This is a genomic window from Pseudarthrobacter sp. SL88 (assembly GCF_026672455.1).
Classification (GTDB): Bacteria; Actinomycetota; Actinomycetes; order Actinomycetales; family Micrococcaceae; genus Arthrobacter.
In genome coordinates, this window is sequence record NZ_JAPPRD010000001.1 from 2,578,831 (window position 1) to 2,596,523 (window position 17,693).

A 17,693-nucleotide genomic window follows, 5' to 3' on the forward strand; every position below is an offset into this window, starting at 1 on the left:
TCTGGGAGGCGGGGTTGGGGCCGGCGCCGGGTACGGGAGACTGCTCCTGGTTGCGGAGGCTCCGTGCCGACCGGTTGGGCAGCGGCGCCCCGCATGAGGTGCAGAAAGCGGCGCCCGTGCGGATGTTTTGCTGGCAGCGCGGGCATCGCTCGGCGTTGGGGGTCACTGCGGTTTGGGTCCTTGCGTTGGGGGTTCTTCAGGGGCAGGTGCGCTGGTGCCGGCTGATGGCGTGCCGGGTCCGTCCGTGGGCGGACCGGCAGGCGGACGACGGCGGCCCGCGGCTTTCCCGAACGGCAGTGCCGGAAGTTTGAACCGGCGTCCGCCGCTGCCGGCGCTGTCCTTCGTGTTCAGGGCGGTGCGTGCGTCGGACAGGAGCGACCGCGGTGAGAACCGGGCCTGCTGGCGGCGCCAGAAACCCACCGTGGCTGTCATTTCCTTCAGCGACCCGTCCACGATGGTCCAGTACTCACGCACCTCATCCTCGCTGGGTTGCCCGGCGCCGAAGATCGAGGCGTCGGCGCGCCGCGCCAAAGTCGTGGTGGCGGACTGGCTTCCCGGGAACGCCTCGGCCAGGACCGCGGCGCTCTCCCGGCGCGTGGCCCGCGTGTCGACGGCGGCACCCATGTCGGTGGCCAGGCTGACCACTTCACTCCATCCCCCGCCCACGCGCTGGGCAGGGTCACCCGCGCTGAAACGCGACTTCCGGCGTCGTGATTTCAACAACGCAACCAGCAGCAGCGGCAACGCGAGGATGGCCAGCGGGATCAGCGCCACACCGAGGGCGCTGAGCAGCGCACCCCAGAACAGCCAGGGGTTGTCCTTCTTCTGGTCAGCGTCCAGCGCATCCGGTGAGGAGTCCGGCGGAAGGTCCGCCGGCTCCTGCGGCGGGGGCGGCGGCTGCAGCACCTGCGGCTTGGGCTTGGACTTGTTCTCCGGGTCCGGCGGGATGGGAACATTGTCCTTGGGCGGGGTGGGATCGAAGCTGACCCAGCCAACGCGTTCAAACGCGACTTCCACCCAGGCGTGGACGTTCTTGCCGGTGATCCTGACCTCGCCGGCACCATTCTCGGGGCTCGTGGGGTCGGGGTAGAAGCCCATGACCACCCTGGACGGGATGCCCAGGTGGCGCAGCATCAGGGACATCGCCACGGCGTACTGTTCGTCGTCACCCAGCATCTGCTTGGCCGTCAGCAGGTTGCGGATGCGTGCCGAGCCGTGGCCGGAGACGCTGGGGAGCTGCCCTTCGCTGACCAGGCCGTTGCTGAACGCGCCGGTCTTCTGGAAGTGCGCCTCGATCTGGCGGACCCGATCGATGGCCGTCGGAGCGTCGGCGGACAGGTCGTTGGCCTGCGAACCGACCACCGGCGGAACTTCCAGCGGGTCGGGAAGCGAAACCTGCGCAAAGTCGTACTGCGTTAACTGCCCGTGCTCCAGTTTCACGGGATCTGACACCTGCACGCTGTAGGAGTCGCCCCGGTTCAGTCCGTTGGTGGTGACGGCGGTGTCTGTGCCGGAGTTGAAGTACAGGCCGGATGCCGCCGGGGAGCCGCCCTGGTCGAAGCTGATGCCGGTGGTCTTCCGGCCGCCGGGGACGAAGTATCCCTGGTAGTCCTCGATGCTGATGTCGATGGCGTAGTCGTTCGTGGGGACCACGCTTGAGGTGTCCGCCAAGGTGTTGATGGACTCGGCGTCGCCCACCTTGCTGAAGTTGCCCGAGCCGTTGGGGTCCATGTTGTAGTTGGTCCCGTTGAAGGCGTCCAGGGCTCCCAGCCTTACCCTGCCGTCACGGGGAAGCCCCTTGACGACGAACAGCGTGTCGTCTTTCTTGTCCTTGACGTAGGTGCGGAAGCTGGCCAGCGGGGTGACGTAGTCCTTGGGATCGAACGGCGGAACCACCACGTTGCGGAGGACCTTGCGTTCGTTTCCGGCAGTCACCAGCGGCGCGGACAGGGCGGTGACGCCCACGCTGACGGCGATCACGCCGGCGGCCATGCCCAGGCGGCGCAGCGATGCTTTCCGGGCCGTGGCGGTATCAGCCTGCGGATTGTTAACGGAGACCCGCCGGGTGGAGGACCTGCGGAGGGCGTCGCGGCGGAAGGTTGCCCAGGCGATGCCCAGCACCGTCAGGCCAATGCCGCGTTCAACCGTGAGGAAGGCGGCATTGGTGCTGAACGCGATGCCCGTGACGAAGAGGAGCAGGACCGGGATCAGCGGCAGGTAGGGGCTCCGCACGCGCCAGGTCAGCACGGCTGCCACGATGGCCATGATCATCGAGCTCAGGAACGGGACGATCAGCACGCCGTTGGCGGAGCCTACCGGCACGCCCACTGTGAGCATGTCCTTCCAGGCGAACACCACCCCCAGCAGGAGAGTGCGGAGCGAGTCCAGGGTGGGCACAAACCCGGCGATGGCGGCGTCCGGAACTGCCAGCAGGGTGCCGAACACAAGGTAGGCGCCCAGGGTGATGGCCGTGGTGACGAGCAGTCCGAGGCGCAGGTGCGCGTTGAGCACGCCGATGCCCAGGCCCAGGATGATGCCGCCGAAGCCGGACAGCAGGTAGTAGGGGTCGCCGCCGAAGCTCAGCCCGAAACCGAGCAGTCCCAGCCCCAGGAGGACGGTGAGGGCACCGGCGTCGAGGGCGAAATGCCAGGCCGGCTGCCCGTTGCCGAACGGGCTGCCTTGGCTGCTGAATGGTTTCCGGGCAGATCCGCTTCTGGGGCGGAGGCCAGGTGCGGAGGTCATGCTGCCGCCTTTCGGAGGACGATGCCGAGGTCGGCGAGGTCGCCAACAGTCAGCACGGTGAGGTCTGCGATGTTTGCCCTGCTGGATGCGGCCCCGGCCTCGATCCGTACGGCGAGGCTGCGGACGCCCGGCGGAACGGAGGCCGCGGAGGAGCGCAACTGGGTGGCTGTCACGTTGCTGCCCACCACGAAGAACACCACGGAGGCGTTGGGGACGGTGTCCGCCAAAGTGCGGGCGAGGTCGACGGCGGTGCGGCGCATCGGGGCGCCGACGATCCGGGTCATGTCATCGAGCATGTTGCGGCCCGTTTCGCAGCGCAGCGGCCCCTTTTGCGTCAGGACGTCCAGCTCGCGCTGCTCGCGGATGGCCTGGCGGCCGATCGAGGCGGCCGCCGAGATGGCCATCTCGAATTCGTCTTCGGAGGCGTATTCCTCGGTGTTGATGGACAGCGCGATGGCAAGGTGTGCCCGGCGGGTTTCCTCGAACTGGCGGACCATCAGCTTGTTGGTCCGCGCCGTGGTCTTCCAGTGGATGTGCCGCCGGTCATCGCCGGGGACGTAGTCGCGGAGGGCGTGGAAGGAGACGTCGGCACTGGACAGTTCGGTGGTGGGCATGCCTTCGAGGTCGCGGATGAACCCTGCGGCGGAACCTGCCAGGGGCACCGTGCGCGGGTGGACGAAGAGGTCCTCGGGCTCGGTCCACATGACCTGGCGGCGCAGCAGGTGCAGCGGGTCTGCCCGGACGGAACGGACAGGTCCCACCACGATCACGGCACGTCGGGCGGTGGGGATGGTGAAGAGGTCTTCGTGGACCTGCTGGGGCTTCATGCGGGGCAAGTGGAAGACGGCGGTGACACCGCCAACGGGCAGTTCGACCGATGCCGGCAGCAGCGGGCGGTTGGATGTGTTGGTGACGGCGATGCTTCCCACCGCGCTGTCCCCCACCGCCACGCGGGTCCGGGCCAGGTCCAGGACAACCCCGTAGGTGGAGCGGCCCAGGATGAAGCCAACGGCGATGAGGAACATAACGAAGGCCGCCACGGCGGCGGCCTTCGCTTCCTGCCAGCCATAGGCCGATCCCGCCCACCAGAGCAGGATGGTGGCTGCAAGGACGGACCACCCCAGCACGCTGACCACGGAAAGCACCGGCCAGACGTGGGTGAGCCACGCCTTCCGGACGGTGCGCCAGGCCGGTTCCAGGGCGAGGCCTGCGGTGGAGCTTGCCTCGGCCCATACCGCCGACGGGTGCAGGCGGGTGGGCCTGCCGTCCCGGTGGAAGGGTTGCTTGAGACGCTCCGTGAGCCGGGTCAGCGGGGTGCCGGTGGACATATGTGTGCCTTCGTTGTTGCTGGAAGTGGAGGACGTGCCGGGCCTGCGGGTCAGGCGTTGGTGCGCTGCTGCGGGGCGGCCACGTCGGCGAGGATCCGCGCGAGCACGGCCTCGGGCGTCGCTCCGGAGAACTCGGCTTCGGGGTCCATCACGAAGCGGTGGGTCCACACCACCGGGGCGAGTTCCTTGATGTCGTCCGGCAGGACGAAGTTGCGGCCCTGCGAAGCTGCCCAGACCTTCGCGGCGCGTACCATGGCGAGGGCGCCTCGGACCGAGACGCCCAGCCGGGTTTCCGGGGCGCTGCGGGTTTCCTCGCACAGCCGGGAGATGTACTCAAGCACTGCGGTGTCCACGTGTCCGGTGGCGGCAAGGTCGGCCATGTCCGCCACGGCCTGCGTGGTGATGACGGCGGAAAGATCCTGGGAACGGTCCTTGAGGTTGGAGCCGCCCAGCAGCCGGACCGTGGAGGCGTGGTCCGGGTAGCCGATGGACGTCTTGATCAGGAAGCGGTCAAGCTGTGCTTCCGGGAGGCGGTAGGTGCCGGCCTGTTCGATCGGGTTCTGCGTAGCCATGACCATGAACGGGCGGCCCGCCGAGTAGGTGACGCCGTCCACGGTGACCCTGGATTCTTCCATGACCTCGAGGAGCGCGGACTGGGTCTTCGGCGACGCACGGTTGATTTCGTCGGCGAGGACGATGTTGTTGAAGATTGGCCCCTTGTGGAACTCGAACTTCTGCGTCTTCTGGTCGTAGATGGTCACGCCGGTGACATCCGAGGGCAGGAGGTCCGGGGTGAACTGGATGCGGTTGTTGGAGCCCTGCACGGTGGCAGCCAGGGCGCGGGCCAGGGAGGTCTTACCCGTTCCGGGGGCGTCCTCGAACAGCACATGGCCCTCGGCCAGCATCGCGGTAAAGGTCAGCCGGATGACGTGTTCCTTGCCCAGCACCGCCTGCCCCACATTGGCAACGAGCTTTTCGAACGTATCGGCAAACCACGCGGCCTGCTCGCTGGTCATCGTCATGGGGTGGTTCTTCCTTCTTCTTGGTTCCACGGGTGGGTTTCAGTCTGTGGCGGGACCCGGATGTCCGGGTCCCGCCTGATGGGTTTTGCCGTTGGGCTAGCCGTTGGGCATCCCGGCGGGCGGGTTGCAGCCGCGGCTGGACGTATCGCAGCGGATCCAGTTTCCGGCGGCCATGCCGCTGGTGAGGTGATACCAGATGCCGCTCGGGTTGTTGGACGTCTTGTACCAGACCTGGTACCTGTCCGTGTCCGCCGGCGCGCCGGCGTCGAGCCATTTGCCTGCCCCGTTGCACTGCGACGGATTGCCGGCTACAAAGCTGTCCGTTCCCTTGCGCGGCTCGGTGCAGCTGCGGGTCGGGGTGGCCGTGATGCTCCACGAAGTGGGCACGGGGGGTGGCGGCTCCGCGCCGCTGCGTGACGTATCACTGCCGATCCGGCCCGGCTGGCCGCCGCTGATGGCCCGCACGCGAAGGGTGTGGGTTTCGCTGAAGCCGACAGTCTTCGAGAAGGAGCGCTGGTTGGTGTCCTGCCAGCCGCCGCCATCCAGGCTGTACTGGTATCCCGTGACAGCGCGGCCGTTGCCGTCCGGCTGGTTCCAGGTCCAGGACACCGTCTTGTCACCCTCGCCGCTGCTCTTGCTGCCGTTCACGTTCGGGGCAAAGGCCAGGCCGTAAGGATTCACCTGGTTGGACGGAGCGCTGGCGTCACCTGCGGTGGAACTGCGGGACGAGACCGCCCAGACCACCACCGAGGTAGGCGTGCCATTTGCGGCGGCAACTGTCCCTCCGCCGGCAGCGATGCTGCCGCTGCCGCCGCCTGAAGTCAGGCTGTACCTGTAGGTGATTTCCTGCGGGGTGGACCCGTTGCGCTGGGCATCGCCCAGCACAGGGAACCTCACGTCGATCTTGCCGCCGTTGCCGCCGGTGTCCACCAGCGTCGCCGTCGGAGTCCCAACGATGCCGGGCTTACCCACCGCCCGGATGGCCGCCGACTGTCCGCTGGTGGCGCTGGTTCCGGCCTTGTTGGTGGCGGAGACAGTGAAGGTGTAGTTGGCCTCGGAGTTGTCCACTGTCACGTTTTGCGACGTGCCGGCCACCTGCTGGGTGGCCACCACCGCACCGCCCCGGAGGGTGGTGAGCGTGTAGGCAGAGACGGCGTCACCGTTGTTGTTCGGCGCGGCCCAGCTGACCTTCAGCTGGCTCTGCGACCCCAGGGACGCCGCCTGGGCGGCCGTGGGTGCTGCCGGGGTGGCCGGCACGCCAGCCGGCACTTCAGCCGCGGAGTACGGGCTCCACTCGGACGGTTCCTTGGCGTCGTTCCGGGCCAGGACCCGTACCTTGTAGGACACGCCGTTCTGCAGGCCCTTCCAGACATAGCTGACAGCGGTCAGATTCTGGATCTGGGCGTTCTGCCCAGCGGGCGGCGGCGAGATCTCCAGGTCGTAGGACTTTACCGGCGAACCCTTGCTGGCCGGCGCAGTCCAGTTGATGGACAGTTCCTTGTCGCCAAACTTCAGCGATGGCGCCAGCGGGGTGTCCGGCTTGACGTCCGGCCGGACCTCGGCCGAAGCCGGCGAACGGTCCGAATCGCCGAACTCGTTGGTGGCGGTGACCTGGAAGTGGTACTTCGTGTTGTTGACCAGCCCGTTCAGCGTGCACGTGTTGGCCGGGCAGTCCTGCTTGAACCCGCCCTCGCCGTACACGGTGTACCTGGTGATGGGTGAACCGCGGTCCGCGGGAGCGGCCCAGGTCAGCAGCGCCGTCTGGTCCCCCACGCTTTGCGCCTGCGGCGTAGTGGGGGCCGCCGGCTTGTCCTTCACCGTAAGCCGGACGCGTGCCGTGGCGTGCCGCGATGCGTCCTGGGTCTTGTCTTCCACCGTGTAGGTGACCACCATGGTGCCGGTGAAGCCGGGGGCGGGTGTGACCGTCACCGAATCGCCGTTCACTTCAACGTTGCCGCTGCCGGTCTCGGTGGCGGCGGCAATGATCTTCAGCGCCGTCTCGGGGAACGGGTTGGCGTCGTTGGCCAGAACGTTGATGGTGACGGGCTTGCCGGCGGCGGCGTTGGGTTCAACGTCGTCGTTGGCTACCGGTTTGGGCCGGTTGGATGCCGTCACGGACAGCTGGAACGTGGCCGTGGCTTCCAGGCCGCGCGGGTCCTTGGCCTTGACCTGAACGGCACCGGCGGTGCCGGCCCGGCTGGAGTCCGCCGCGGAGACTTTGAGGTTCCTGCCGTCGACGCTCACGTTGAATCCGGCCGGCGTACCGTCCAGGAGTTCGTATTTCATCTTGTCGACGTCGTCCCCGTCGGGGTCCGAGGTCAGCCTTCCCAGGTCGATGCTCGCCGAGTCGCCCATGGGCACCTCGACATTCGCGCCCAGGAGTTCAGGCGGGTTGTTCTTGTTGGGGTCCGGAAGGACCTTGGTGCGGATGCTGAGCGTCGACTTCAGGCCGGCGGGATCGTCCGGTCCGGACCCGTCGGTGACTTCGAAGGTCAGCGAGCCCGGGCCAACGTAGTCAGTGCCTGCGGTGTACTTCAGCCCCGTGCCGTCACCGGTGACGGGGTCGCCGCCGTCGGCTCCGATGAGCTTGATCCGGTCCGCCTGCGTCAGCCGCGGCGAGCGGCCCTCACGGACCTTGACCCATTCGTCCAGGTCCACGTTGACGGACTGGCCGGCCACCACCTCCAGGACCTCGTCCTTTGCCAGAGTGGGAACCTGCTGGCCGAGGCCCGGCACCCAGATGATGGCGGTGGACTTCTGGCCGTCAACGTCCTCCACGGTGTACGGGATGAGCTGCGGCTGCTCGGTGAGGTCAACGATCATGTTGCCTTCGGTGCCGGGCCGGGCCGTGGTCGCCTCGGTGCTGATCTTCAGGTTCTCGCCAACGCCGTCGGGGTCTTCATCGTTTTTCAGGACAGGAACGTCCACGGCGGTCTTGCCCATGGTCTGGGCGGACGTGACCCGGTCGTCACGGGCGATGGGTGCCTGAAGCGGAACCTCCGGGTCAACCACCACGCGGATGGTGGCCTGGGCCCGGGCGTCCCGGTCATCGGCCACGGTATACCGGACGTTGACCGTCCCGGCCTCGTTGGGAGCGGTCAGGATGACCCGTCCGCTGGTCTTGCTGACGGTGGCCTGGAGGGCAGGATCAGCCTCGATGCCGTCGGTAAGGATGCGGATCTGGTCGCCGTCGGGATCTGTGTCGTTGCCGGTGGCGTCAACGGCGATCTGGCGGCCGGGGCGGACCCTCACCTCGTCATCCACTGGAGTGGGCTTCTGGTTGATTTCACCGCGCGGCGCAATGCCCACGGTGACGGTGCCGGTATTGACGGCACCCTGCCGGTCCACCACCTTGTACCGGAAGGTATCGGTCCCGGCGCCGTCTCCGGCAGCCGTGAAGTCGATGAAGTTGCTGCCCACCGTGGCCGTACCCATGGCGGGAGTGCTGTCGATGCCGGTGAGCTGGACCGAGTCGCCGTCAGGATCGATGCCGTCCAGCGGTACCGGAATGCGGACGGTGCCGGCTGCCACCACGCGGGCTGTGAGGTTGCGCGGCTGCGGGCGGGAATTCTCCGCGCCTTCCAGCGGCAGGATGTGGATGGTAACGGCGGCGGCGCTCTTTTGGCCCTGTGGGTCCACCGCGTTGTAGATGGCGCGGACCGTCTTTGGCTGGCTGCCGGCGATGAACCGGACGGTGTTCTCCGAGACGAAACTCTTGCCGTCAACCGGGTCCACGCCCTGCGGCAGGACCGGGTCTACGGTCAGTTCCTGGCCCTGCGGGTGCGTGTCGTTGTCCAGGACGGGAATGGTGACGACGTCGTTGACGCGGACGTTGACCTCGTCCGGCTTGGGCTGCGGTGCTTCCACGACGGCCGGTGCCGGGACGGGTACCACGGAGACGGAACCGGTGGCCGACTTCTTGCCGTTGGACATGGTGTATTCGAAGAGGATGGGGTCCTTGGTACCGAGGATGTCCGTGATGCGCAGGACGCTGTGGTTGATCACGCTGACTGAGACGGTGGCGTTTTCCGGAAGCTTCACGGATTGCAGCACCAGGACGCCGCCGGAGGGGTCGGAGTCGTTGGCCAGCGGGTCCAGCAGGACGCTGCCGCCGGTGGGCATCAGGGCGACATCGTGGACAGCGACGGGGTCGCCGGGGTCGTCACCGGATTCGACGTCCACGCGGATCAGGCCCTGGCTGCTCTGCGGGCCATTGCTGGCGATGTATGTGAGGTAGACGGGGCCGGGGGTGGTACTGCGGAACGTGAAGGTTCCGCCGTCGGTCACGGGGCCGAGATCCGCGGGCCCGTTCGCTTCCACCTGGGCGAGGCGGAGCGCGCCGCCGTTGGGGTCCACGTCATTCTTCAGCGGCGAGATCACCAGGTCCTGGCCCACTACGGCTGTGACATGGTCAGCGTTGACTACCGGTGCGAGGGCACCCGGCGGCTGCACGTTGATGACCACCTTGCCGGTGACGGTGTCGCGGCCATCCCAGATGGTCACCTCAACGTTCTTTTTGCCGGAGGTGGCGCCGGAGTCCTGGAAAGTGAGCAGGCCGTCACGGCGGACCTTCACCTGGTCCTGCTCGTTGTCGGCCTTGGCGTCGAGGAGCACCAGGTCATCGCCGTCGGGGTCCACCCAGTCCGTCAGGATGTTCTGGCTCACGGTCTTGCCCTGTTCCACCAGCATGGTGGTGTTCTCGCCGCGTTTGAACTGCGGTGGCTTGTTCTGGTCCGGGCCCACCACGTTGAGGGTGACCTGTCCGGTGGCGGAGAGGCCGCGGCCGTCGGACGCCGAGTAGCTGAAGGTCTCCGTGCCGGGCCTGGCGTCGGCCGGCACGGAAATCTGGAAGGCGGTGCCGCCGTAGATGTTCTCCAGCGTCCCTGCCTTCGGCGGGTTGCCCTGGAGCCCGGCGGTGAGGACGTCGCCGTCGGGATCGGAATCATTGTCCAGGACGCTCAGGATGGTGGTGCGGCCCGGACGGACGCCGACGACGTCGGGCTTGGTTTCCGGCGGACGGTTCGGTTTGGTGCGGTCCGGCAACACGTTGATGGTGTTGATATCCGCGGACTCCTGGTCCTGCTCGTCGGATTCGTTCTTCGGTGGAACAACGTCGTCCCAGTTGTTGACCAGCTGCATGTTCTGGTTCACCAGCCACACATTCCCGGAATTCACATCATTGAGGACCACCAGGTCCCGGTTCACCCGAAACACATACGACGGCGACGCACTCGCCTTCGGCACATCCACATTCTTATCATCAGCATCATTCACACAATCACGGACATACTTATTCGCCCCCGACCACGCAGCATGCACACACCCACCCAACTGCACCGGAGCCGCAGGAACACCCTCACCACCAAACGACACCGTCTTCGCCGTCCCACCATCCAACGGCTGCTTCAACAACGCCTTCTGCGTCGCAATCGCCACAAAATCACTGCCCGGACCACCCTGCTGCAACTTCGCATCCCGCGCATCAGCCAACTGCAACCGCTTACCACCAGGCAAAAACAAATTCCCCGCCGCAGCGTCCAACACCACCGGCCGGTCCCCCACCACCGTAATCTGCAGGTCCCCCGCACCCTTCAACTCAGACCACGACTCAGCATCCGAAGACACCACCACACCATTGGCATCAACACCGGTCACCGTCACCGTCCCGGCCTTCGGATCCGCCGAATAAATACGATCATCAGCACCCACCGCCGACACCGTACCCTCAGACCCCACCAACACCGGCTCCGACGCTTCCTCATCAAAACCATTCACCGTCGACGGCGACACCGCCCACACCTTGCCCGACGCCGCATCCGTCACCGACAACACCGACGACCCAAAACTCACATCCGCAGCCCCCGGCAACTGCTTATCCCCACCCAAACGCATATTCGCCGGCGACACCTGATTCAACGTCGAACCAGACTCATCATCAACAAACACCTCACCGGCATCCTGCAAAATATCAAACGTCGACGACGCCGGAGTCACCGCCCCATCCAACACACGCGACGGATAATTCAACCGCCCCACCGCATTCTTGGACTTCGACACCACCCACACACCACCGTCATTCAACTCCACCTCAGTGGTCTTAAACCCCGGATAGAGCACGGCGCCGGTAGCCACGACGGCCACGGCAGCGGCGAAGGCTGTACCGGTGACGATCTTCTTGTGGCGCCGTTTGAGCCCAAGTTTCCCCAGCAGACTTGTCACAGCGATTTGTTTCCCTCAGTTGTGCGGCGGCCCCCCGGCCGAAATCCCCAAAAACCCGGTACCGGGCTCTCTGTTCCCCGCGTTAGCCTACCCAACGGTGCAAGGGTCCGCGATGGGTAGAGGTGCCCCCGGCGCTGACCTGCGGCTTCATGATTTTGGCGGGTCAGCATGGGGGCGCTCCGAGCCCTGCGGGGTCCGGAAGGGTGGTGTGTCCGGCGATGACGTAGCGGCCCACGTTGCGTGCCGAACCGGATTCAACCCGCCACCAGCGAAGGATGCCGTTACCGGACCAATTGTCGTCCTGGTCGATGTAGCAGGCCACCATGATGCGGTCCTGGCTGGACTTGTAGAACCACGGCGGATTGTTGCCGCTGACCCCATCGCAGGTGAAGTAGGGATTGGGCCGGTAATTCGAGCCGCCCCTGGTGTAGGTGCAAGTCCGCTCGAAGTCGGGGTCCGAAGTCTTGATCCGGGTCTCCCACAATCCCTGCTTACCGGACGTCGCCCTGGCTGAGGCGATACCGCTTCCGGTCCCTACGGAGTTCAGGGTCTGGACCTCGATGGTGCGGCTCTGCTGCCACCCACCGGTATTGATAGTCCGGCTCCCTGAAGGGGCCACGTTCTCCCAGCCGCCGCCGTTGATCCTGATCCTGGTGCTCGCGACGTCGTTCGTTGCCGTGGATGGCGAGGACCAGCGAAGCGTAACGGACTGGTCGTTGACGCCGCCGTCCTGTCCTGACGCGGACGGTGTGCCCGGGGACCCGTACGGCGTTGCCGACGCCGGGGCGCTGGCATTGGAGCTCGGGGCCACAGAGGAATTGGCAATGACAGTGATGCTCACCTGGGCGCCGTTGGCGAAGCCGCCGATGGTCTGGCCCGGGCTGATGGGGCCGCTGGCACCATTGCTGGCGTTGTAACTGTAGCTGACCTCGTTCTCGGCTGAGCCGTTACGTTCAGCCGCCGTCAGCCGCCGGAAGTCGACCGTGACGGACCGGCCGGCACCGCCGGTGTTGGCCGGAGTGGCGTTGACGCCGGAAACCTGCCCAAGCTTTCCGGTGGCACGGCGGGGAGCTGACGGCGGGCTGACTGCGCCCTTGCCCGCTTTGTTCTCGGCCTGCACGGTGAAGGTGTACGCCGCTTCGGAGTTGTCCGCCGTGAAGTTTGCGGAGCGGACCGTTCCTGGGATGGTCTGCATCTGGTCCGCCCTGCCGCCGCCGGACATCGTGACGTAGTAGGCGCTGATGGCGTCACCGTTGGTGTTGGGTTCAGCCCAGTTCACCCGCAGCTGGTTCTGGGTTCCCACTGACGATGCCACGGAGGAGGTGGGGGCGGCGGGGGCCGCCGGTACGCCGGCCGGGTTGTCTTCGGCGGAATATGTACCCCAGTCGGAGGGGCCTAGTTCGTTGACGGCCTGCGCGCGCACCTTGTACTTCACGCCGTTGGTCAGCCCGGTCCACGTGTAGTTGAGGCCTGCCACCTCGTTCTTGACGGCAACACCGTTGGCGGGCGGAGGCGAGATCTCCAGGTTGTAGTGCTTGACCGGGGAGCCTTCCGTCCGCGCAGCGGGCCAGTTGATGACCATGTTCTTGTCGCCGGCTTTGACACTGGGTGCTTCCGGTGGCGAGGGCTTCTCGTCGGGCCGGATTTCGTTCGACTGCGGTGACGGCTGCGACTCCCCCACCTCGTTGGTTGCCTTGACGGTGAAGACGTACTTCACGTTGTTGCTCAGGCCGGAGAGGGTGCAGGTGGTGGTGGGGCACTTCTGCTGGAATCCATTGTTGGATTCCACCGTGTATTCGGTGATAGGTGCTCCATTATCCGACGGCGGCGCCCATTTGAGCACGGCAGTGCGGCTGCGGACGTCGGTCGCCGAGGGGGCGGACGGCGCATCGGGTTCACTGCGCACCGTGAGGCGGACCCGGCCGTCCACCTGGCGGGAAAGGTCACCGGTCTTGTCGGCGATGGTGTAGCGGACCACCATGACGCCCTTGAATCCGTCTGCAGGGGTGATGGTGATCGAGTCGCCGTCAATAGTGGGCTGGCCCTGGGCCGAACCTGTTTCGACGCTGGTGCCCACGATCTTCAGCGGGGTATCGCTGAAGGGGTTGACGTCGTTGGCCAGGACGTTGACCGTCTCGGCACGGCCAGCGTTGGCTTTCTCCACCACGTCGTCATTGGCGACCGGCATGGGCCGGTTGGAGGCCACATGCCGCACCTGGATGGTGGCCGTCACCGCGGGCGAGCGTCCGTCGGTCACGGTGGCCTGGATATTGCCCGTCACGCCGACTCCCACGGAGTTTTCCGCGCTGACGCTGAGTACCGTGCCGTCGAGCTTCGCGCTGAAGCCCGGGGGCGGCGAGCCCTCGAGGGCAAACGTGAGGTTACCCTGGTCCCGCTCGTCCACGTCGGCCGCGAGGGGACCAAGGTCCACGGTGGCAGTTTCCGTCTTGGGAATGTCAAGGGATGCGCCGCGGAACGTGGGCGGAGTGTTGGCCTCGTCAGGGTCCGGGATCACGTTGGTCATGATGACCAGGGTCGATTTCAGCCCGTCGGGATCGTCGGGCCCCGAGCCGTCGGTGACTTCGAAGGTGATGGAGCCCGGCCCCGCGTAGCCGGGCCGCGCCGCGTAGCGGAGGCCTTCGCCCTCTCCGACGATCACGTTGTCCGGGGCGGCGCCCAGGACCTTGACGGAGTCGGCGACGCTGATCTTGGGCCGGCGGCCGTCCCGCACCCTGACGTAGTCGTCAAGGTCCAGGGTGATTTCCTTGCCGGCCATGACCTCCACCGTTTCGGTATTGGACAGCGTGGGGTACTGCGCTCCCTGGCCCGGTACCCAGATCACGGCCGTTGCGGTGAGGCCATCGGTGTCGGTCACCGTATACGGGATGAGCTGGTCTTCGGGCGTGAGGTTGACTACCACGTTCCCTGAGCCGCCCACGCGGGCATTGGGGTTGCCGTCCGGAAGGCTGATCTGCAGCTCGGAGGCCACCCCGTCGGGGTCGGAGTCGTTCTTCAGGACCGGTACGTCGATGGCCGTCTTACCCAGGGTTTCGGCCAGGGTGACCCTGTCGTCCTTGGCAATGGGACGCTTCAGTTCCGCGTCCGCGCTGACCCGGACCCGGATGACGGCGCTGGCCTGCGCCTTCTTGTCGTCCTGGATGCGGTACCGGATGCTCTCGTTGCCTTCCACCGAGGGCGCGGTGAAGAGTACTTTGGCGCCGTCAGCCACTTCGACGTTCAGCTCGGGCCGGGCTTCGAAACCGTCGGTCAGCAGGGAGATGGGATCGCCGTCGGGGTCCGAATCATTGGCCAGGGCATCAACGGCGACGTTCCTGCCCGGCCTGACGTCCACGGCGTCGTCCACGGCAATCGGGTTCTGGTTGATGGCTTCCGGCGGTGCAACGCCCACAATCACGGTGCCGGTGTTTTCGGCGCCAATCCGGTCGCGGACGCGATACGAAAAGGTGTCGGTCCCGGCGGCGTCGCCCGCGGCGGTGTACTCGAGGTAACCGTCGCGGACGGTTGCCGTGCCCATGCCCGCCGCCTTGTCGATTCCCATCAGCTGCACCGAGTCGCCGTCGGCGTCGATGCCGTCCAAGGGGACGGGGATCTTGACGGTCATGCCCGCCACCACGCGGCCGGTGAGGTTGCGCGGTTCGGGGCGGCTGTTCCGCTCGTCGTCGCGCGCCAGGATGCGGATGGTCACCTGTTGGGAGTCCACCTGGCCGGACTCGTTGCGGACTTTGTAGATTGCGTAGACGGTTTTGGCCTCGGAGCCGGCGATGAACCGCAGCTGGTCCCCGGCCACGAAGGTCCGTCCGTCGGCTTCGTCCGGGACCTGGGCCAGCTCGGGCACCAGGGTCAGCTTGCCGCCGTTGGGATCGGTGTCGTTATCGAGCACTGGGATGGAGACCACGTCACCGGCCCGGACGGTTGCTTCGTCGGGCTTGGCCTGGGGTGCCTGCAGTTTTGTCGGCGCCGGGACCACCACGACGGCGATCTCGCCTGTCGCTGAAGACCGGCCGTTGGAGATGGTGTACTTCAGCGTCAGCTGGCCTTCGGCACGGAGGTCGGTGATCCGGACCACCGAGTGGTCCAGGACGGACACGCTGACCGGAAGGGAGCCGTCGGCGGTTACCGACTGGACCACCAGGACACCGCCGGAGGGGTCGGAGTCGTTGCCGAGCACATCGACAAGGACGCTGCCGCCCGTGGGCAGCAAAGCAATGTCGCGGACAGCGACGGGGGCTCCGGCGTCGTTGCCGGCCACCACGTCGACGCGGACCAGTTGAACTGCACTGGCGGGCCCGTTGGTCACCAGGTACTCCACGTAGTGCGGTCCAGGCACGTCGGACGTGAAGCTGAAGGTCTGCTGGTCGGCGCCGATGACCGCCCTGGACTGCTCGTCAGCGGTCACCTGGGCGAGGCGGAGCGCGCCGCCCTGGGGGTCGATGTCGTTCTTCAGTGGTGCGATCACCGTCGGAGCACCGGCCACTGCCACCACATGGTCTGCGTTGGCGATGGGCGGGAGGGCTCCTGCGGGGCGGACGTCGACAGTGATCCGGCCTTCGGTGGTGGCCTGGCCATCGGAGATGCCCACGGTGAGGACCTTGCGGCCCGGCGAGGTGCCGCTGTCCTGGAAGGAGAGCTGCCCGTCGGGGCGGATGCGGACCTGGTCAAGGGGGTCGGGACTGGAGACCGAGGTGGCGTAGAGGTCATCGCCGTCGGGGTCGATCCAGTCCGTAAGGATGTTCCGGGTGACCGATTTGCCCTGCTGGACCACCATGGTGGTGTCACGGTTCGGCTTTTGCGCCGGTGCCGTGTTTTCCGTCAGCGGGACAACGCGCAGCGAGACTTCGGCGGTGGCGGAGAGCCCACGGCCGTCGTCCACCGTGTATTTGAAGGTTTCCGTGCCGGTCTTGTCGGCGGGAACGGCCACTTGGAAGCCCGTGCTGCCGTAGATCGTCGATAAGGTGCCGAGGCGGATGGTGTCGGGCTGGCGCACTGTCAGGATGTCGCCGTCGGGGTCCGTGTCATTGTCCAGGACCGGGAGGATGGTGGTCTTGCCGGCGCGGACGCCGTAGCTGTCCGGCTGGGCGACGGGCGGGCTGTTGGGTTTGGTACGGTCCGGGAGGACTGTCTGCTGGACTTCGTCGGCGGAGTCCTTATCGGCGTCGTCCGAGGTTTCCTTGGGCGGGATGACGTCGTCCCAGTTGTTGACCAGCTGCATGTTCTGGTTCACCAGCCACACATTCCCGGAATTCACATCATTGAGGACCACCAGGTCCCGGTTCACCCGAAACACATACGACGGCGACGCACTCGCCTTCGGCACATCCACATTCTTATCATCAGCATCATTCACACAATCACGGACATACTTATTCGCCCCCGACCACGCAGCATGCACACACCCACCCAACTGCACCGGAGCCGCAGGAACACCCTCACCACCAAACGACACCGTCTTCGCCGTCCCACCATCCAACGGCTGCTTCAACAACGCCTTCTGCGTCGCAATCGCCACAAAATCACTGCCCGGACCACCCTGCTGCAACTTCGCATCCCGCGCATCAGCCAACTGCAACCGCTTACCACCAGGCAAAAACAAATTCCCCGCCGCAGCGTCCAACACCACCGGCCGGTCCCCCACCACCGTAATCTGCAGGTCCCCCGCACCCTTCAACTCAGACCACGACTCAGCATCCGAAGACACCACCACACCATTGGCATCAACACCGGTCACCGTCACCGTCCCGGCCTTCGGATCCGCCGAATAAATACGATCATCAGCACCCACCGCCGACACCGTACCCTCAGACCCCACCAACACCGGCTCCGACGCTTCCTCATCAAAACCATTCACCGTCGACGGCGACACCGCCCACACCTTGCCCGACGCCGCATCCGTCACCGACAACACCGACGACCCAAAACTCACATCCGCAGCCCCCGGCAACTGCTTATCCCCACCCAAACGCATATTCGCCGGCGACACCTGATTCAACGTCGAACCAGACTCATCATCAACAAACACCTCACCGGCATCCTGCAAAATATCAAACGTCGACGACGCCGGAGTCACCGCCCCATCCAACACACGCGACGGATAATTCAACCGCCCCACCGCATTCTTGGACTTCGACACCACCCACACACCACCGTCATTCAACTCCACCTCAGTGGTCTTAAACCCCGGATAGACGACGGCGCCAACAACGAGGGCGGCGAGGGCAAGCCCCATGGCGGAGGTGCTGAAGAGGGGGGACTGGACAAAGGGCCGGCGCCGGGGCGCAGCAGCAGCTTTTGCGCGCGCTCGTCCGCGAAACTTCATGGAACGGTTCCCCCCGCTAAGTCGGCGATGGCCGGAGTCCGGCCTCCA

The 17,693-nt window shown here is 66.2% G+C and carries 5 protein-coding genes and 1 pseudogene; all 6 read right to left on the reverse strand.

What is annotated here, in order from left to right:
• Nucleotides 1-85 precede the first annotated feature (85 nt).
• Nucleotides 86-166 (reverse strand): annotated as a pseudogene (locus OVA06_RS19700) (zinc-ribbon domain-containing protein); the annotation flags it as partial.
• Nucleotides 163-2,742: a transglutaminase-like domain-containing protein gene (locus OVA06_RS11765; RefSeq protein ID WP_268158445.1), complete on the reverse strand. Its 2,580-nt coding sequence runs from the start codon at nt 2,740-2,742 to the stop codon at nt 163-165. The pseudogene OVA06_RS19700 and the gene OVA06_RS11765, both read right to left, overlap by 4 nt.
• The gene (locus tag OVA06_RS11770; RefSeq protein WP_268158447.1) at nt 2,739-4,070 is read right to left on the reverse strand and encodes a DUF58 domain-containing protein; all 1,332 of its coding nucleotides are present in this window, start codon (nt 4,068-4,070) and stop codon (nt 2,739-2,741) included. Before OVA06_RS11770 ends, OVA06_RS11765 begins: the two co-directional genes overlap by 4 nt.
• Before the next feature lie 50 nt (nt 4,071-4,120).
• On the reverse strand, nt 4,121-5,092 hold the full coding sequence (locus OVA06_RS11775; protein ID WP_268158449.1) for an AAA family ATPase: 972 nt from the start codon (nt 5,090-5,092) through the stop codon (nt 4,121-4,123).
• Between the two features lie 96 nt (nt 5,093-5,188).
• Nucleotides 5,189-11,311 carry an Ig-like domain-containing protein gene (locus OVA06_RS11780; RefSeq protein WP_268158451.1) on the reverse strand — a complete coding sequence of 2,041 codons (6,123 nt, stop codon included), beginning with the start codon at nt 11,309-11,311 and terminating at the stop codon, nt 5,189-5,191.
• 163 nt (nt 11,312-11,474) lie between these two features.
• Nucleotides 11,475-17,645 (reverse strand): Ig-like domain-containing protein, encoded by a 6,171-nt coding sequence (locus OVA06_RS11785; protein WP_268158453.1) that lies wholly within the window; start codon nt 17,643-17,645, stop codon nt 11,475-11,477.
• Between the last annotated feature and the right edge of the window lie 48 nt (nt 17,646-17,693).

Coding starts and splice junctions, on each gene's coding strand:
- OVA06_RS11770 (WP_268158447.1), bottom strand. CDS start 4,070: ATGTCCACCGGCACCCCGCTGACCCGGCTCACGGAGCGTCTCAAGCAA.
- OVA06_RS11765 (WP_268158445.1), bottom strand. CDS start 2,742: ATGACCTCCGCACCTGGCCTCCGCCCCAGAAGCGGATCTGCCCGGAAA.
- OVA06_RS11785 (WP_268158453.1), bottom strand. CDS start 17,645: ATGAAGTTTCGCGGACGAGCGCGCGCAAAAGCTGCTGCTGCGCCCCGG.
- OVA06_RS11775 (WP_268158449.1), bottom strand. CDS start 5,092: ATGACGATGACCAGCGAGCAGGCCGCGTGGTTTGCCGATACGTTCGAA.